The 17,408-nt window shown below is 59.1% G+C and carries 13 protein-coding genes; 4 read left to right on the plus strand and 9 right to left on the minus strand.

The genetic code is table 11. The features are described from left to right. Positions 1 to 381: 381 nt before the first annotated feature. The 9 genes from GTU76_RS18135 to yaaA form a co-directional block, all read right to left on the minus strand. Positions 382 to 1,506, minus strand: coding sequence for a mannuronate-specific alginate lyase (locus GTU76_RS18135; RefSeq protein ID WP_180699242.1), 1,125 nt, complete (start codon positions 1,504 to 1,506; stop codon positions 382 to 384). Positions 1,507 to 1,514: 8 nt separating this feature from the next. Then, entirely contained in the window at positions 1,515 to 2,975 is a 1,461-nt protein-coding gene (locus tag GTU76_RS18140; protein ID WP_180699243.1) for an alginate O-acetyltransferase, read from the minus strand. Positions 2,976 to 2,985: 10 nt separating this feature from the next. Beyond that, positions 2,986 to 4,557: a mannuronan 5-epimerase AlgG gene (algG, locus tag GTU76_RS18145; RefSeq protein ID WP_180699244.1), complete on the minus strand. Its 1,572-nt coding sequence runs from the start codon at positions 4,555 to 4,557 to the stop codon at positions 2,986 to 2,988. Between the two features lie 26 nt (positions 4,558 to 4,583). Next, entirely contained in the window at positions 4,584 to 6,065 is a 1,482-nt protein-coding gene (locus tag GTU76_RS18150) for an alginate export family protein (RefSeq protein ID WP_095119394.1), read from the minus strand. Further along, positions 6,062 to 7,570, minus strand: coding sequence for an alginate biosynthesis TPR repeat lipoprotein AlgK (gene algK, locus GTU76_RS18155; protein ID WP_219342195.1), 1,509 nt, complete (start codon positions 7,568 to 7,570; stop codon positions 6,062 to 6,064). Before algK ends, GTU76_RS18150 begins: the two co-directional genes overlap by 4 nt. Before the next feature lie 9 nt (positions 7,571 to 7,579). Continuing rightward, positions 7,580 to 8,749, minus strand: coding sequence for an alginate biosynthesis protein Alg44 (locus tag GTU76_RS18160; protein WP_180699246.1), 1,170 nt, complete (start codon positions 8,747 to 8,749; stop codon positions 7,580 to 7,582). A 35-nt stretch (positions 8,750 to 8,784) separates the two neighbouring features. After that, the gene (gene alg8 / locus GTU76_RS18165) at positions 8,785 to 10,266 is read right to left on the minus strand and encodes a mannuronan synthase (protein ID WP_175555292.1); all 1,482 of its coding nucleotides are present in this window, start codon (positions 10,264 to 10,266) and stop codon (positions 8,785 to 8,787) included. A gap of 98 nt (positions 10,267 to 10,364) precedes the next feature. After that, positions 10,365 to 11,681 (minus strand): nucleotide sugar dehydrogenase, encoded by a 1,317-nt coding sequence (locus GTU76_RS18170; RefSeq protein ID WP_016985180.1) that lies wholly within the window; start codon positions 11,679 to 11,681, stop codon positions 10,365 to 10,367. Positions 11,682 to 12,491: 810 nt separating this feature from the next. Continuing rightward, complete coding sequence (yaaA, locus tag GTU76_RS18175; protein ID WP_180699247.1) at positions 12,492 to 13,271, minus strand: peroxide stress protein YaaA; 780 nt, start codon at positions 13,269 to 13,271, stop codon at positions 12,492 to 12,494. A gap of 313 nt (positions 13,272 to 13,584) precedes the next feature. Here yaaA and GTU76_RS18180 point away from each other — a divergent pair, with 313 nt between their 5' ends. The 4 genes from GTU76_RS18180 to GTU76_RS18195 all read left to right on the plus strand — a co-directional run bounded on the left by GTU76_RS18180 (position 13,585) and on the right by GTU76_RS18195 (position 17,407). Then, the gene (locus GTU76_RS18180) at positions 13,585 to 14,724 is read left to right on the plus strand and encodes a polysaccharide deacetylase family protein (RefSeq protein ID WP_409077491.1); all 1,140 of its coding nucleotides are present in this window, start codon (positions 13,585 to 13,587) and stop codon (positions 14,722 to 14,724) included. 337 nt (positions 14,725 to 15,061) lie between these two features. Then, positions 15,062 to 16,456 carry a PhoH family protein gene (locus tag GTU76_RS18185; protein WP_007914309.1) on the plus strand — a complete coding sequence of 465 codons (1,395 nt, stop codon included), beginning with the start codon at positions 15,062 to 15,064 and terminating at the stop codon, positions 16,454 to 16,456. A 238-nt stretch (positions 16,457 to 16,694) separates the two neighbouring features. After that, positions 16,695 to 17,168 carry a cyclic pyranopterin monophosphate synthase MoaC gene (moaC, locus tag GTU76_RS18190; RefSeq protein WP_016985015.1) on the plus strand — a complete coding sequence of 158 codons (474 nt, stop codon included), beginning with the start codon at positions 16,695 to 16,697 and terminating at the stop codon, positions 17,166 to 17,168. Then, positions 17,165 to 17,407 (plus strand): MoaD/ThiS family protein, encoded by a 243-nt coding sequence (locus GTU76_RS18195; RefSeq protein ID WP_016985014.1) that lies wholly within the window; start codon positions 17,165 to 17,167, stop codon positions 17,405 to 17,407. Before moaC ends, GTU76_RS18195 begins: the two co-directional genes overlap by 4 nt. The last annotated feature ends 1 nt before the right edge of the window (position 17,408 follow it).

Genomic DNA, 17,408 nt, shown 5'->3' on the forward strand with positions numbered 1-17,408 from the left:
CCGATCTCTCCATGTTTGAACCAACAGTCAAGGGCCAAAGCCCCCCCAAACCCCCCGTGGTCGTGGAGGGGTGAAACGGTGTTTCTGTCAGGGTTGTGCCGGGCCTTGAAAACTTGCCCTCACCCCCCGCCCTCTCCCGGAGGGAGAGGGAGCCTGATCTCCATGGTTTTCAAAAATGGAGATCGACTCGGTATTTCTGTGCAGCCTGATCTCGATTGTTTTTCAACACCTGAGATCAACTCGGTATTTCTGTGCCGCCTGATCTCGGTTGTTTTTCAACACCTGAGACCGACTCGGTATTTCATTTCGGCGTAACTCGCACAGCCACCTCGGTCAGTCCCCTCTCCCTTTGGGAGAGGGTTAGGGTGAGGGGCTTTTGCTTTATGAGCCTTTGTTGCCCTTCTCATGCGACGGGTCGTAGACCTTGGTCAGATCCCCACCCAGGCGGAAAGTCTTGAACGGCTGCATGCCGTGCTTCTTCTCGATCACATCCGGCGCACAGGTGTAGAGCGTGCAAAACGGTTCGAGCCAGGCGAATTTCATGTCCTCTTTCAGATCGGTCATGTCCTGCTCTTTGCCGTTCTTCTTCTCGAATTCATCCGGGTCTTTCACCCCCGACAACACTCGATCACCGAGACGTTTCAGCGCGCCGTTGTTTTCCTGACGCAGATCGACACCGTTGACCTGGGCGAAACTGGCGATCATCGCCAGCGGCGGCAGGGCGTAGTTGTGATAGGCGAGAGCGCGTTGCTGACGCTTGAGTTCGTTCGGCAGGAAGCCGTCGGCATCGACTTGATTGACGCCAACCTTGTATTCCTTCACTGCCCAGTCAAACAGGTCGCGGCGGTTGGTCGCGACCGAAGTCGCCATCACCGACCAGGCGGCCCAGTACGAGTGGTTGTTGGTTTTTTCCAGCGGCAGGTTGTCCCAGTCGCTGACGACCTGATCGGCCATTTTGCTGAACCACGCCTCGATCAACTGCGCCTCCTGCTGATGCTGCGCCAGCGGGTGCGAGTCGGAGAACTTCAGACGAATGTACGAAGAGGCCATGCTGCCCAACGCCCATTTGCGCATCGACTTGCCGGTGTGGTTGAAGTCTTTCGACATCAACGCATCGGCCTTGGCCCACGCGGTCAGCCAATTCAGCGTGCAATCGAGTTGCTCCGGGCGACCGTCGCGCATGAACTGCATCACCCGTTTGGCGGTGCCGCGTTCCAGCGTGGTGATGTCTTTGGTGGTGTCGCGAAAGGCTTTTTCCGACTGCACGTTCAGCGTTGCGCGGGCCTTGTCCGAACCTTCGTATTTGCTGCGAAATTGCAGCGGCCCGGTGTACGGCGTCGGCATCGCATCGCAGCCTTCGCTTTTGTCACCGGTCTTGAATTTATCCACAGGCGCGAAATAGCCCTGGGGTGGACGCAGCGGCGCGGCGGCCTGAGTCGCCCCGGCGAACATCGCCAGGCTCAGCAGCGTCGGTGCCAACAGATTTTTGAGTTTCGGATTTCGCATAGCAGACCTCATTGCCCGACCTGAGCGGTTTGTTGCCCAGCGCCCGGGAATACGTTGCGTTTGCAGATTTTCGCTTCGACTTTCTGTGGCGCGGTGCCCGTTTCCGGGCCCTGGACTTCGACCGCCAGCAGGTTTTGCGAGGCCCAGTCTTCGTCCGTGCGCAGCTCAAAGGCGAAACGACCGTCGGTGTCGGAGGTTTCCGGTTTCTCGATCTTGATATCCTCGTGGCGACCGTTCATGTACCAGAGGGTGGCTTGCAGGGTTTTCACCGAAGGATCGGCGAAGCGGATGTCGACCTGATGGCTGCTGTTCTGCAGGTTCAGGTTCTTGCTGTTGACCAGCAGTTCTTGTTTGCTGCCCGGCTTGAGCGTGGTGCTCGCGGACATTTGTGCGTCTTTGCCTTCGCAGCCGTTGTCGAGAAGAGACATCATCTGGCGGTAGATGGTTTCCTGGTCGAGGCGGTACAGCGGCGAGAATTCCCAGATGAGAATTTTCGGCGGGGTCTTCTGGAATTCGTCGCTGCCCAGGTACTGCAACATCGAACCTTCCAGACCGCCGCCAGGGAAGGCGACGTTGAGAATGTCGGCGCCGATGGCTTCTTCGAGGAAACCGGCGAAGTTGTAGTTCTTGCCGCTGTGCGAGGTGCCGACCAGAGTGATTTGCGGGTTGCCGGAATCACCGAACAGATCGCCGTCGCCAGCCTCGCCCTTAGGCTCGGTGGTGAACTGATCCATGTACTGGATCGCGTAACTGGTGCCGCACAGTTGCCCGGCCATGTTGTGCAGGGTGCCGGTCTTGCCCATGCGCCCAGAGCGTTTGGTCTCGAATTCACGCTTGGGCACGTCGGCGAAGGCCGGGATCTGCTTGACCTTCTCGGCGACTATTTTCGCCGTGCGCTGTGCGCCGTAAGGGGTCCAGTGCTGGTCGCCGCGGAAGTAGAAATCGTGAGCAGGCAGGGTGTCCGGCAGCGATTCGTTGGTCAGCGGCGACAGGTCCGGCACGACGTAACCCATCTTGGCGAAACGGCCGAGCATGGTCTTGTAGTTGCCCAGCGCTTTCTCGTAATCGAACGCGGCTTTTTCCTGCGGGTTGAGCTTGTTGCGGTTCACCAGGCCACGGGTCGGCTGGTAAACGATCACCAGCTCAACGCCTTTGGCCTTGAACGCATCGTGCAGCTGTTGCAGGCGTTTGTAGCCGGCCGGGGTGGTGTTGAACTCGGTGCGCAAATCTTCCTGAGTTCGGAACAGCCAGTCGCCTTGTGCCTGCACCAGCGTGGTGAAGTTCTGCTGATAACGCGTGGTGTAGTTCTTCGCGTCATGCGCCGCCGGGCACAGGTTGCAGCACGGTTCGGCGCTGAACTTTGGCGGCGTGGCGGCAGCGCCTTCATCGGCGCGGGCGCCGTTGCTGGCCGCGAGAATGCCCACGGTCAGGGCCGACAGGCTGAGTAATCTGATCAAGTGTGGGTGCATAAAATTATCCTCAGTCCTGCATTTCGGTCTGGCGTTCGACAGGGTCGATCAGCACGGCTTTCTGCTGGCGCACCAGCAGGTCGAGAATTTCATCCTGGCGCTCGCCGAGGATGCCGTTGAAGCTGATGCCGCTGGATTTGGTCGGCGCCAGCATCGACACGCGATACAGCTCGACACTCAACGGTGAATCGATCGACAGCGGGCCGCTGCCATTGGCCGCCAGCTCACCGCCAACGACGATCAGCGACACCTGCGCATCGAACGGATCGAGCTTGATGTCACGGTCGGTGTCGGTGAGGTCCTTGATGTGGCCGTAGACGCCGGTCAGGCCGTTGGCCATGGCGACGTTTTCGTAGAGGCGAATGTTCACGCTGTTACGAATGCGGATGCCGTGGCGCTTGTTGCTGATGACCTTGTTGCCCCACAGCAGGTTGTCGGCGGACTCGTAGAGCGTGATGCCGTCGGTGTGGTTCTTGTAGATCTCGTTGTAGGCAATGATGTTGTTGACGCTGTTCCGGTCGATCACCAGGCCCGAGAGGTGGTTGTCGAAGCTCTTGTTGTTGAAGATGAAGCTGTCGTTGACCTCACGGGAAATAATGATCCCGTGCTTCTTCTTCGTGCCGTGCACGGTGTTCTCGGCAATGATCAGGCCGTGGGAACGGTCGTGCGGGTCGATGCCGTAGACGATGTTGTCTTTGTAGGTGTTGCCCTTGACCACGAAGTCGCGGGTCTCGTAGCAGTAGAAGCCGTACCACATGTCGGAGAACTCGGAGCCGACGATCCAGCCAGTCGGTTCGGGACGCTTGAGCACCTTGGCCATGTTCGGCGTGTACTGGGAAATACTCACCCCGTACGACTTACTGTTGGCGTAGCCGAAGCTGGCCATCTTGCTGTTGACGATGTAGGTCTCGGTGCCGCCCCAGGCGAGCAGGAACGGACGGAATTCCTTCGGCGAACGGAAGGTCGCCGGGCCGTTTTCCTTTTCGCGCCAGCCAGTGATCTTGGTGTCACGCACGAACAGCTGGCCGTCGTTGACCATGAACGCACCGGCCTCTTGCGACAGGCGCAGTTCCTGGGTCTGGCCGTCGATTTCGAGGATGCCTTTACGGCCCACGACGATCGGCAGCTTCGACAGGTACACGCCCGGCGAGGTTTCGCTGAAGTACTGCTTGGGCAGTTTCTGCGCCAGGTCCTTTAGGTTCATGTAACCGTCGTCGACGAAGATCGCCTGCGGAATGCCGTGCTGACGCACCACCCATTCGGCCATCTTGTTGTCGCCGCCAATGAAGTCCTTCAGCGCGTCTTCCTGCATCATCCGGCGCACGCTGATCTTGCCCGCTTTGCTGCGGACGATTTTCGCCGCAGCGGCTTCGGCGGTGTAGCCGGACAGGTCCGGCAGTTTTGGCGCAGCCAGATTCAGCGCCTCGGTGGGTGCGCTGCTGACGGTGTAGGTCTTGGCTTGTTGTAGCTCCTTGGCCGTGGTCGCAGGCTTTGCCGGCTCCACGTTGGCGAAGGCGCCAGCGCTGGCCAGCAGCATCGCGCCGGCCAGCAGGCTGAGTGAGCCTATCCTGGTGCTGATCATGTCGGGCACTCCCTTGGCGGTTTGCATCAGAAGCGCCAGATCACGTCGATGAACGCGCGGTGCATGTACGAATCAACCTGCTTGCCGTAGGCATCGCCCGGTTTGAACACACCGCCACGGAAACGCACGAGGGCCGAAGGCTCGTCGATCGACTGGCTCAACGCCGCCGGCAACAGGCCTTGCTTGAAGTACTTGGTGACGACCAGGTCCATCTCCTGACCGAGATCCTTGTTGCCGTCTTCAAGCGGCAGCGAGGTGCTGGAAAGGATCGCGCCGGTGGCGTCGTCGGTGTTGTTTTCCACGGCGTTGATGCCGTTGCTGCCCACCGGCTTGTTGCCGTCGACGCGCCAGAACTTGTGGTAGATCAGGCTGGCGTCGTACTCGTCGTTGACCATCCACGAACCGAACAGGGTCGCGGTCTGCATGTTGTTCATTTCGCCACGGAAGGCTTCGCCGAAACGGTGCACACGCGAGCGCGTACCGGTGTAGTTGGAGCGGTTGCTCTCCAGACCGGTCTGCTCGTAATCGGCGCTGGCACGGGCATACGCACCGCCGACTTGCCATTGCGGATCGAGGCGCAGACGTACACCGATGTCGGTGGCCCAGCCGTTGACGTCATCACTGCGCTTGGCTTGCGCCGGGCGCGAACCATCGGCGTTCAAAGCGTTGACGGTGTCGCGGTCGCCGCTCATGCCGGTGATGCTGCCCCAATAGTTGACGGTGTTGGTGTTGCGCCAGTTGTAGGCGTCGCTGTCGGCGGTCAGGCCGATCCAGCTGATGTCGCCATTCTCAGTCTTGTCCAGCGAGTCGCGCGGAACACCCGGTTCGGCGTAATCGAGTTTGCCGTCATCGTGGGTGTGGTGACCACGAATGCCGACCCAGTTGCCCGGCGTCCACTGATAGGCCGCATCGGCGTAGGCGTGCAGGCGATCCTTGTCTTTCGGCGCCAGCTCCTTCAGGTCGGTGCGGTATTCGCTGAAGCGTTCGGCAACACCGGCGTTGGCGCGCAACAGGGTGGTGTCGAACGTCCAGTTCAGCGCTTCGATGTTGGTGTCGCGCCACTGGCCGTCGTCATTGCGCAGGCGCTGGCGACCGAACTTGAGCATCTCGCCCGGGTACGGGGTGAGGCCGCTGTAGCCGACCCAGAACTCGCGCATCGCCAGGTAGTTTTTCTTGGTTTTGCGATCACTGTTGTCGGTGGCTTGTTCACCGTCGGATTGTTGCAGGGTGTCGGTTTCGATGATGTCGGTCGAGGTCACGGCCTGGCCCATGGCGTAGGCGCTCCACGCGCCGCTTTCGCCGTAGATCCACGGACGCAGGTCGAGGCCGACGCCGTTGACGTCGCCGCCGCTGGCAGTGCCGAGGTCACGGTCGTCTTCGGACTGGCCGGTGACTTTCACTTCCAGGCCAAAGTTCTTGGTTTCAGTCATCGCGGCGAGTGTCGGGCAAGACCAGATCAGCGCGAACGAAAGGCCAATGCCGGCCTTCACGAATGGATTCAGCTTCATAATTTTTCCTCGCCGTCTTCTTCTTGCAGCGCGTGCAGTTGCAGCGTGTTCTGGTTCAGAGCGCCACGGCTGGCTTGCTCTTGTTGCAGCAGACGTTGGGCTTCGGCCAGACGCTCGGGCGGCAGTTGCGCGGCGAGGGTGGTCGCCAGCTCATCGGCTTGCGGGGTGTTTTGCGCCTTGGCCAATTGGCTGAAGACGTAGGCGTTGAGCGGGTCGGGCTTGGTGCCCTTGCCTTGGGAGAACAGTTGCGCGATGGCGAAATCAGCGCTGTTCTGGCCGTTGCGCGCAGCGGTCAGCAAGTGGTCGAGAGCCTTCTGCGGGTAGACCTTGCCGAGGTAACCACGGCGATAGATCTGGCCGAGGTAGTAGTCGGCAGCGACTTCGCGGCCAACGGCTTTCTGGAAATGTTCTTCGGCGACTTTCGCGTCAGCCGGAACCATTTTGCCTTCGTAGTACAGCTTGCCCAGCAACAGCTCGGCGCGCGGCTGGTCGGCGGCACGGCCATTGTCGAGGTACTTCATCATCTGATCGACGTCGCCCAGTTCCGGGTAGTCGTACAGCAATTGCGCGAGGGTCACCCACGATGCCGGGTAGCCCGGAGCGATCGGCTCGAGCAGCGACTGCGCGGTTTTTTCGTCGGTCTTGCCCAGGGTCGAATCGGCCAATACACGGGCCACGGAATCGACGCGCTGGGCGGTGACGGTGCCACGGCTGTAACCGGCCTGCATCTGCTTGATCAACTCGGCTTGTTGCTCTGGCTGCGCGCGTTTCTGGTAAACGGTGGCCAGTTCGACGTAGCAGATGTCGGTGGTGTTGAGCGCGGCTTTGCAGATTTTTTCCACGTCATCCAGGTGCTGGTCGTAGGTGCCTTGGGTGCGATACAGCAGCACCTGCGCCAGACCTGCTTCCGGATAACCGGATTTGCGCCATTGATCGATCTGCTGCTGTGCGTTGATGTTCGGGAAGCTGTGCGGGTATTGCAGATAGAGCATCGCCAGCGGGATCAACGTGTTGCCTTCGCCATTGGCGGCGGCTTTTTTCAGCAGGGTTTCGGCTTCGTGGTGCTCGGCTTCGGTGGAACCCGGTTTGGCCACCAGCAGGCGACCCAAGCGTGCCTGGGCACGCGGCGAAACACTGGCGGCGGCGCGGTAAGTCGCTTCGGCCTGTTTCATTTGCGCAGGGTCGCGGCTGTCGACCTGGATATCAGCGAGACCGACTTGCGCTTCGCTGTAACCCAGATCGGCCAGTTGCTGATAATTCTGCGCAGCGGTGGCGGTGTCGCCACGCTTGAGCGCTTCGTTGGCCAGACGCTGATCGGGCAGACCGGCACAACCGGCCAGACTCACCGCCAGCGCCAAGGCACACACCGTGCCCATGTAGGAGTGAGCCTGCTCGCGATTCAGGCGGCGCGGTACATCAGACACACCGCGCTGATCCAATCGCCGGCAGGCCAGCTCCCACAGGGATCGCGGTGTTTTCAGGATGGGTGGAGTAGTCACAGGCATGTCCTCGACTTAAAGACCGGCAGCCATGGCTTTGTCGATCAGCCAGTTCAGGTTCGGGCCACGGTCGCTGTTCACTTCCACCGGGCGACCGGCGAGGCTGCTGTCGAGCGGCTCGTCAGGCTGGATCTGCACGCGGATGTCGGAGGACAGGTCAGCGCTTTTCAGGCTGGTGCTGCTGACGATCTTGCCGGTGCGGGTCTTGTCTTCGCCGGCAATCTGGAAGCTCACCGGGGTGCCCGGACGCACGTCGCCGAACTGGCGATAGGAGAAGCGCGCATCGACGGTGGCCTGGGTGTTGCGCGGTACCAGCTGGAAGATCACATCGCCTTTGCTCGCGTATTGACCGTCAGCCACCAGTTGCTGGGCCACGGTGCAATCGCACGGCGAAGTCAGGGTGCCGGTCATTTGCTTGCCGAACAGTTCTTCAACCTTGGCCGGCGACAGTTGATCTTCTTCCAGATGGCCCTTGAGCACGTCGAGCATGCTGGTGCTGAAGGTTGCCAGTGGCGCGCCTTTGGCGGCGACGCCATCGGACTTGACCAGGCTCTGCACGGTGCCGTCGCGCGGCATGGTGATGTTCATTCCCGGCACGCTGACCAGACCAGCCTGCGCGTGGCTGACGAAGTACATGCCGTACACCGATTTGAAAATGAAACCCGCTGCGACCAGGCCGACCGCGAAGATACCGGCGCTGAACGTCACTGCTTTCAGACGCCCGAACGGGGTCATGCCGGAGCCGCCGTCCTTGACCTTGCGCGCCTTGGTGAAGTTGTCGCGCTGCAGGGTCGCCAGCACTTCGCCGATGCTGACGATGTCGCCGGCCAGGTGCGAAGTGATCAAGTGGCGCAGGGTGGAAATGTCCTGCGGCTCGAGGTTCTGGAACTGGCAGCCGACGCGACCGGTCTGGCGGTCGTAGGAACGCACTTGCAGTTCAACGTCCATGGCGATGCCAAGGTTGTCGATGACGAATTGCAGACGCGCCTTGTACACCTCGCCGATGGTCAGTGGCATTTGCCCGGCGTTGAACGCCAGACCACCGGCCGAGAGGTCGATGACCCGCGCTTCGACCGGCGTCCGGTCGGGACCGAAGAAGCGCAGTTTGGCCGGGATTTTCACGCGGGCGTGTTGGCGCTGGGCTTCGGATTCATGCACTACGTTGGCGTTGACGGCGGTATTCATAGGGGCGATTTCCTTGTTAATTCAATAGGGGCGGGTCAGACCATCATCAGCAGCACGGCGACAAAAATGCTGCCGGCGGAGAAGGTCATGGTCCGAGACGACCAGGTGTTGAACCAACGTTGAAAGCTGGCGAGATCACGGGTCAGGGATGTGGGTTGGCGCGTCCAGGATTGTTGGTCGAGGCGGAAGAACACGTAGATCTTCACCAGCGCACCGACGATCTGGTTGTAATAAAGAATTGCTGGGTAAGCCGGACCGATCCGGTGACCGGAGCACGACAGCAGCAGGGTCAGGATCAGGCGGGTGATGCCGATCCACAGCAGGTAGACCAGGATGAACGCGGTGCCGTACTTGAAGCTGGCGATCATCGCCACGGTCAGGCCGAGCAGCGAAGTCCACATCGATACGCGCTGGTCAAACAGCACCACCGAAGTGAACGCACCGAGGCGTTTTACTCCCAGGCCCAGCGCTCGCGAGTTCTGGCGCAGGTTGTTGCCGTACCAGCGGAACATCAGTTTGCGGCTGGCCTTGATGAAGCTCTTTTCCGGCGGGTGTTCGACGGTGTTGATTGCTGCGTCAGGCACGTAGAAGGTGTCGTAACCGAGGCGCATCAGGCTGAACCAGCTCGACTTGTCGTCGCCGGTCAAAAACTTGAAGCGGCCCAAGCGCCAGTGTTGCAGCGAGTCGCTTTCAACATCGGCGATGAATTCCGGGTTGGTTACCACGGTGGCGCGGAACACCGACATACGGCCGGTCATGGTCAGCACGCGTTTGGACAGGGCCATCGAGCACATGTTGATGTGGCGCTGGGCGAAACGCAGCTTGTGCCATTCGCTCATGATGTAGCCGCCGCGCACTTCGCAGAACTCGTTGGTGGTCAGGCCGCCGACGTTGCCGAACAGCTGGAACCACGGCACGGTCTTGCGCACGGTGCCTTCGCCGAGCACGGTGTCGCCGTCGATCACGGCTACCACGGCGCGGTCGTCCGGCAAGTGGCGGGAGATCGCGCGGAAACCATAGGCCAGGCCATCACGTTTGCCGGTGCCGGGAATGCGTACGAAGTCGAGCTTCACGCGGTCTGGCGGATTCATCCGTGCCCACAGTGCCTTGACCAGCAGCTCATCGGACATTTCCACGATCGAGCAGACCACGGTGGTCGGCAGTTCGCAGTCGATGGCTTCGCGGATCACCGAGCTGTAGACCTGCGCGGTGGTGAGCGCGTCGATACGGAAACTGGTGACCATCAGGAACACATGCGACGGGTCCGCCGCTTTACCCAGCTTGCGCACTTTGCGGCGCAGGTGCGGGTAAACGATGTAGAGAAAAATCATGCCGCGCACAAAGTGCGTTGCACCCATCGAGTAGCGCCAGATACCCACGGCGCCAATCAGGAAAATGAAGTCCTTCGACTCGGAGTCGAATGTGGACGTGGGCAGCATCAAGGCCAGGCCCATCAGCAGACTGAGATAAAAAAGCCAGCCGGCTGATTGCAGAAAAAAATGTTTGAGCTTGGTCATCAACGTCATCCGAAGGTGAGAAGGCTTCAAGCCGCAAGCTTCGAGCTGCAAGCGAAACGCTTTGGCTGGCAGCTCGAGGCTTGTCGCTTAGGGCTGCTTTACCAGCAGATACCTTCGGTGCGAGTACCGGCGTCGGTGGCTTTGGCCATGAAGCCGACCAGGTCGATGACCTGTTTGCCGTGCGGCGCTTCCTGGGCCAGCGAGCGGAATTTTTCGTCGCGGTTGCCGAGGATGATCACGTCGGAGTTGTCGATCACCGAATCGAAGTCCGAGTTGAGCAGGGACGACACGTGCGGGATCTTCGACTCGATGTAGTCTTTGTTCGCGCCGTGAACACGGGCGTACTCGACGTTGCTGTCGTAGATGCTCAGGTCGTAACCCTTGCCGATCAGCATTTCCGCCAGCTCAACCAATGGGCTTTCGCGCAGGTCGTCGGTGCCGGCCTTGAAGCTCAGGCCGAGCAGGGCGACTTTGCGTTTGTCGTGGCTTTCCACGATGTCGAAGGCGTTCTGCACTTGCGATTCATTACTGCGCATCAGCGAGTTGAGCAGTGGTGCTTCGACGTCCAGCGAACCGGCGCGGTAGGTGAGGGCGCGCACGTCTTTGGGCAGGCACGAACCGCCGAAGGCGAAACCCGGGCGCATGTAGTACTGGGACAGGTTGAGGGTCTTGTCCTGGCAAACCACTTCCATCACTTCACGGCCATCGACGCCGACCGCTTTGGCGATGTTGCCGATCTCGTTGGCGAAGGTCACTTTGGTCGCGTGCCAGACGTTGCAGGTGTACTTGATCATCTCGGCAACGGCGATGTCCTTGCGGATGATCGGCGCGTCGAGTTCTTCGTACAGCGATTGCAGAACGTCGCCGGACGCCTTGTCGAACTCGCCGATGACAGTCATCGGTGGCAGGTCGTAGTCGGCGATGGCGGTGGATTCACGCAGGAATTCAGGGTTGACCGCGACACCGAAGTCGACACCGGCCTTCTTGCCCGAGCAGTCTTCGAGAATCGGGATTACCACGTTGGCAACGGTGCCCGGCAGTACGGTGCTGCGTACGACGATGGTGTGGCGGGTGGTTTTTTCACGCAGAACAAAACCGATCTCGCGGCACACGGCTTCGATGTAGTTCAGTTCGAGGTCGCCGTTCTTTTTGCTCGGCGTGCCGACGCAGATCATCGACAGGTCAGTGTCACGAATCGCTTCGGCGAAGTTGGTCGTGCCACGCAGACGACCGGTCTGGATACCTTGTTGCAGAAGTTCGCCCAGGCCCGGTTCAACAATCGGCGACTTGCCGGCGTTGATCATGTCGATCTTGTCTTTGGCAACATCGACGCCAACTACGTCATGGCCCCGTGCAGACAGGCAACCGGCACATACTGCGCCAACGTAACCCAAACCAAATATGCTGATGCGCATCGCAATTACCTCTGTATATATCAGGCCTTAGAAGGCCGGAGTTAATGGTGTTCAGCGTTCATTAGTGCACTCGAAAGTGCGGCATACAGGCGCCACAATGCCGTGTGCAGGCATACTAAGTTTCGAGTGTCTAAATAAGTGCACTCAAGATGTGCGCAACCAGGCCTTGTTGTTATGACTTGCCCTGTTATGCAGCCGATCTTCTTGATAGAAGACTCTTGTGCAATCGTCTTGCGCGCTCGATGTCAGGATGAAAGTCCCGTAAATCAAGCGGTTGGGTGCTCAGGCGAGCACGTTTATAAGGGCGCGGCCATGGCCTTTGTAGGGGATATAAATGGTGCGTATCTCCTGTCCATTGTCTGTTTTGAGACTAGTTAGTCATCTAGGCAAGTTGCTGTGACAACTTGGTTACATGGCCATCTGCTCTGCGTAAGTTATCTCGTACAAACTCGGCGAGAATCGTTACCGGTGGTATGAGCTATGCATTCGGACGAAGTTCCTGTCCGCTCATCGCGAAATCTGAAATTTCTTGAAATATTGTCAGAGATGGCACTAGTCTCAATTTGATAGCACTTTCGTTTTCGACCTTTAATAACAGGCGAAAAATCACGTTAGATAGTTTTGTGCCACTACGGTGAAAAAAATCAGGTGCCACTACTGAAAAAAATGATCAGTGTCGAGTGAAACTAATCTTAGAAAAGACAGGGGAGATTTTCTGGCGCCATTAAAATGGCGAAATGTGGCGAGAGTTTTTTGACATCGTGCGAGCTGCACGACTCCTTATAGAAAGAGTCGTGCATTGGGCATGCTTTATTCGGGGGCGTGGTCGCGCAAAAACACCAGGTTTTCGGGTTTCGACTGTTCGGCGCTGTAGCGATAACCCTGCACATCGAACTGTTTGAGCTGGGCCGGATCGTTGATTTTTTCCTGGATCACGAAACGGCTCATCAGGCCACGGGCCTTTTTCGCGTAGAAACTGATGATCTTGTACTGGCCGTTCTTCTGGTCCTTGAACTCGGTGTTGATGATCCGCGCGTTCAGCGCCGTGCGTTTTACCGCCGAAAAGTATTCGTTGGACGCCAGGTTGAGCAGCACGTCATCGCCCTGATCGGCCAGCGCTTCGTTCAGCCATTCGCTGATGCGCGTGCCCCAGAAGGCGTACAGGTCTTTGCCACGGGCGTTGGCCAGTTTGGTGCCCATTTCCAGACGATAGGGTTGCATCAGGTCGAGCGGGCGCAGCAGCCCATAGAGACCGGAGAGCATGCGCAGGTGTTTTTGCGCGTAGTCGAAATCGGCTTCGCTAAAGGACTGTGCGTCGAGACCGGTATAGACGTCACCCTTGAAGGCGAGCAGCGCCTGCTTGGCGTTTTCCGGGGTGAACGCTGGCGTCCAGCTGCCGAAGCGCGCGGCGTTGAGCCCGCCGATCTTGTCCGACACGTGCATCAGTTCGCTGATCTGCGCAGGCGTCAGGTCGCGCAACTGCTGGATCAGTTCCTGGGAGTGGTCGAGGTATTGCGGCTGGGTGAAGCGCTGGGTCGCCGGCGGTGTTTCGTAATCGAGGGTCTTGGCGGGGGAAATCACCATCAGCATGAAGTCGTCTCCTTTAATCGTGGGGGCGATTCTAGGGGGTTGTCGGTGTTGACTCCAGCTATGGGGGTAATAGGTGTGGGGAAGCTCGGGCATTTGCGACGGCTGGTGGAATTTTTCCCTCACCCCAGCCCTCTCCCGGAGGGAGAGGGAGCCGATCTCATTGATTTCAAAATTTGAGTTCGACTCGGTAGTTCCGATTGGCGGATATCGAAAGCGATACTCGGTCAGCTCCCTCTCCCCCCGGGAGAGGGCTGGGGTGAGGGCGGCGTCCTTCCGCCTTGCACATCAGCTATAGTGCCGCGCGGGTTTTGTTATGGAGACATCCCTTTTGCGCATTGTTCTTTTATTCACCGCGTGGCTGTTGAGCTTCGGTGCCATCGCGGCGCCGGGCGATGTAGCGACGCTGGATCGCAGCACCTGGCCCGAGCAGCTCAGTAATCCGACGCTGTTTGACGTGGCTTCACGGGCGGAAATCCTCATGTTCGCCCGTGTCCTGCTGGGCACCGAGTCGATGGATGAGGCCGCTCTGGCGCAGCGTCTGGGCTTGCGCACGGTCAATATCGATGCGGTCAACATTCTGCGCCAACGCCTCTGGCAGCGCCTGCTGGCCAACTACAACTTCGCCCAGCAAAGCTGCGATCAGGACGCCTCGTTCTGTTTCCTCGTCGAAGACCTGCCGACCTTGCGCGAGCAAGCCGCCAAGTTCGTGGTCAGCGATGACAGCTATTACACCAAGTGGGCCGAGCCGAGCCGTATCTTCCATCTGCAGTATCTGGACGAGTTGATGCGCAAGGCTGCGTTATCGCCGCAGACCAGCAACGAATTCGATCGTTTCGGCGACTACGAGCGTAATGGCGACGAGATGCACGACCGCTTGTTTCTGCTGACCTTCGACAGCGCCGCCAACGTGCAACCGGACAACACCGGTTGGCTCACCGAATACCTGCGCAAGGCAAACCTGAGCGGCACATTCTTTGTGTTGGGCAAGGATATTCAGGCGCGACTTGCTGATCGCTCGGTCAGCAGCCTGCAAGCCGGTTTCTCGAAACAGTGCGTCGGCGTGCAGGGGTGGGAGTTCCGTTCCCACAGCCACTGGCAGGACTGGCAGGATTCGGTGCGGCGCAGCGCTGATCTGGTGAAGAACAAGTTGCCGGAAAACTATGTGCCGCTGTTCCGTCCGCCAGAAGGGCAACGCCGCAGCGATGCGCAAGGTTTCTTCAACACCCAAGGCTTGCAAGTCGCGTTATGGGACATAGACGCCCAGGACGGCGCCGGCAAACTCAAGGGCGCACCGAGCGCGCAACGGGTGCTGACCCTGATGTTGCTGTGGCGTCACGGGGTGATCAATTTCAACATGAAGCAGGACGCGGTGAAGACCTCGTTGCCGTGGCTGATCACGCAAACCGCGCAGAGCGGCATTGGTTGGGAAGACTGTCAGGACGCTTTTCGCTGAGAAACGAAGAAAGCCCGGAAACATTGGGCTTGGGGCGATTTTTTTGCAGGATTCGGTGCAGGCGGACTTCCGACTTTAGCGGGGTCTGGGCAGTCCGCCAAGGGCTTTTCGTCACTCTGCAAAATAAACTTAAAAAAACCGTCAAAGTACTTTTTTATGTCATCGGTTTTGGAGTATTACGAAGACAGACCGCCGAAACCTGCAACACAGGTGGCGTCTTCCAAGACCCGTTTGTTTGCAGTCACTTGAATCTCCGCAGGTGAGATTTCGGCAGTCACTTCGAGGCGCAGCACCGCTCAGGTATTGCGTCTACTGGCTCTGACAAAGGTGACCGAGTATGGATGATCACGGACGTAGCCCTTCCTCCAACCAGCCAATCCTTTATGTACTCGATACCAACGTATTGATTCACGATCCAAACGCCCTGCTGAATTTCGAAGAACACCACGTCGCGATCCCGATGACCGTGCTTGAAGAGCTGGACAAGCTCAAGAGCGGGCATCACAGCGTGGCCGCCGAATGCCGTCAGGCCATCCGGCTGATCGACAAGACCCTGGGCGATGCGTCCCCCGAAGATGTCGAACTGGGTGTGCCGATCCAGCGCGGCAAGGGCGGGCCGAAGGGCTTGCTGTCGATTCTGATGAGCAAACAGGCCGAATCGAATCTGATTCTGCCCGAGCATCTGAACGACAACAAAATCATCAACCAACTGATCGATCTGCACACCCGCGACCCGAAAAAACCGGTGGTGCTGGTCACCAAAGACATCAACATGCGCCTCAAGGCGCGCGCCTGCGGTATTGATGCCGAGGATTACAGCACCGACCAACTGGTCGATGACGTGTCCCTGCTGCCCAACGGCTACCACAACATGACCGGCTCTTTCTGGGATCGCGTGAGCAAGGTCGATACGCGTCAGGATCACGGCCGCACCTGGCATCAAGTGCAACTGATCGACAACCTGCCGGCGGTACACATCAACGAGTTCATCATTGATGAACAGGGCTTTGTCGGCTGGATCAAGGAGATTGATGAGGCCAAGCTGCTGATCCTCGATCTGCACCAGGAACCGCTGCTGCATCAAGAAGCCTGGGGTCTCAAGCCACGCGACATTTATCAGAGTCTGGCGTTGTACGCGTTGCTGGATCCGGACATTCATCTGGTCAATCTATCGGGGGCCGCAGGCTCCGGTAAAACCATTCTGGCGCTGGCCGCTGCGATCGAGCAGACCATGGTCAGCAAGCGTTATCGCCGCATCATCGCGACTCGCAGCGTGCAGGGCCTGGACCAGGAAATCGGCTTCCTGCCCGGCACCGAAGCGGAAAAAATGGAGCCGTGGCTGGGCGCCATCACCGACAACCTCGAAGCCTTGCACATGGATGACGAAAACACCCATGGCAGCGTCGACTACATCCTTAGCAAAGTGCCGTTGCAGTTCAAATCGCTCAACTACATTCGTGGTCGCAGCTTCCAGCAGAGCCTGATCCTGATCGACGAATGCCAGAACCTTACGCCGCACCAAATGAAAACCATCATCACCCGTGCCGGCGCCGGTTCGAAAGTGGTGTGCCTGGGCAACCTCGCACAAATCGACACCCCTTACCTGTCCGCGACCAGCTCCGGGCTGACCTACCTGACCGAACGCTTCAAGGATTTCCCGAACGGGGTGCACATCACCCTGCAAGGCGTACCTCGCTCGATTCTGGCCGAATACGCCGAATCGCATTTGTAACCCTTCAACCAAAACCGGGCGGCCCTAAAGCCGCCCGGTTTTTTATGGCCCTGCACAAATCCAAATGTAGGAGTGAGCCTGCTCGCGATAGCGGTCGATCAGTCGACATCAGTGGTGAATATCAGACCGCTATCGCGAGCAGGCTCACTCCTACAGGGATGGTGGTGATTTCATAATCAATGATGCGGAAATTTGACCCGCAGGTTTACAATCCACGCTCCTGATCAGGAGTAATCCCGTGCTGACTCATCTCGATTCCCAAGGTCGCGCCAACATGGTCGACGTCACCGAAAAAGCCGTGACGTTCCGTGAAGCGACGGCCCAAGCGCTGGTGCGCATGCTCCCCGAAACGCTGCAGATGATCGTCAGCGGCGGCCATCCCAAGGGCGACGTGTTCGCCGTGGCGCGCATTGCCGGCATTCAAGCGGCGAAGAAAACCAGTGATCTGATTCCCCTGTGCCACCCGCTGATGCTCACCGGCGTCAAAGTCGAGCTCAGTGCCGACGGTGAAGACACCGTACGCATCGTCGCCCGTTGCAAACTCTCCGGGCAGACCGGCGTCGAGATGGAAGCGTTGACCGCTGCCAGTGTTGCCGCCCTGACCATTTACGACATGTGTAAAGCCGTCGATCGCGGCATGACCATCGAAAGCGTACGCCTGCTGGAGAAGGTCGGTGGCAAGAGCGGGCACTTTCAAGCGGAGCAGCCATGAACCTGACCGTGAAGTTTTTTGCCCGTTACCGTGAAGCGCTGGGCGTGGATTCGGTAAAGGTTGAAGGTGATTTCGCTACCGTCGACGACGTGCGAGCACTGCTGGCGCAACGTGACGGCGCCGAGGTGCTGAGCGAGCAGAACCTGATGTGCGCACGCAACGAAGACCTCTGCCAGCTCGACGAGCCGGTGGTCGATGGCGACGAAGTGGCGTTTTTCCCCACCGTGACCGGAGGCTGAG

It is taken from the genome of Pseudomonas crudilactis, assembly GCF_013433315.1.
Lineage (GTDB): Bacteria > Pseudomonadota > Gammaproteobacteria > Pseudomonadales > Pseudomonadaceae > Aquipseudomonas > Aquipseudomonas crudilactis.

What these genes read in the sequence shown, in the direction of transcription:
- algG (WP_180699244.1), bottom strand. Translation starts at nt 4,557, where the DNA reads ATGATCAGCACCAGGATAGGCTCACTCAGCCTGCTGGCCGGCGCGATG.
- alg8 (WP_175555292.1), bottom strand. Translation starts at nt 10,266, where the DNA reads ATGACCAAGCTCAAACATTTTTTTCTGCAATCAGCCGGCTGGCTTTTT.
- GTU76_RS18150 (WP_095119394.1), bottom strand. Translation starts at nt 6,065, where the DNA reads ATGAAGCTGAATCCATTCGTGAAGGCCGGCATTGGCCTTTCGTTCGCG.
- GTU76_RS18185 (WP_007914309.1), top strand. Translation starts at nt 15,062, where the DNA reads ATGGATGATCACGGACGTAGCCCTTCCTCCAACCAGCCAATCCTTTAT.
- GTU76_RS18160 (WP_180699246.1), bottom strand. Translation starts at nt 8,749, where the DNA reads ATGAATACCGCCGTCAACGCCAACGTAGTGCATGAATCCGAAGCCCAG.
- GTU76_RS18140 (WP_180699243.1), bottom strand. Translation starts at nt 2,975, where the DNA reads ATGCACCCACACTTGATCAGATTACTCAGCCTGTCGGCCCTGACCGTG.
- GTU76_RS18180 (WP_409077491.1), top strand. Translation starts at nt 13,585, where the DNA reads ATGGAGACATCCCTTTTGCGCATTGTTCTTTTATTCACCGCGTGGCTG.
- yaaA (WP_180699247.1), bottom strand. Translation starts at nt 13,271, where the DNA reads ATGCTGATGGTGATTTCCCCCGCCAAGACCCTCGATTACGAAACACCG.
- GTU76_RS18135 (WP_180699242.1), bottom strand. Translation starts at nt 1,506, where the DNA reads ATGCGAAATCCGAAACTCAAAAATCTGTTGGCACCGACGCTGCTGAGC.
- GTU76_RS18170 (WP_016985180.1), bottom strand. Translation starts at nt 11,681, where the DNA reads ATGCGCATCAGCATATTTGGTTTGGGTTACGTTGGCGCAGTATGTGCC.
- algK (WP_219342195.1), bottom strand. Translation starts at nt 7,570, where the DNA reads ATGCCTGTGACTACTCCACCCATCCTGAAAACACCGCGATCCCTGTGG.
- GTU76_RS18195 (WP_016985014.1), top strand. Translation starts at nt 17,165, where the DNA reads ATGAACCTGACCGTGAAGTTTTTTGCCCGTTACCGTGAAGCGCTGGGC.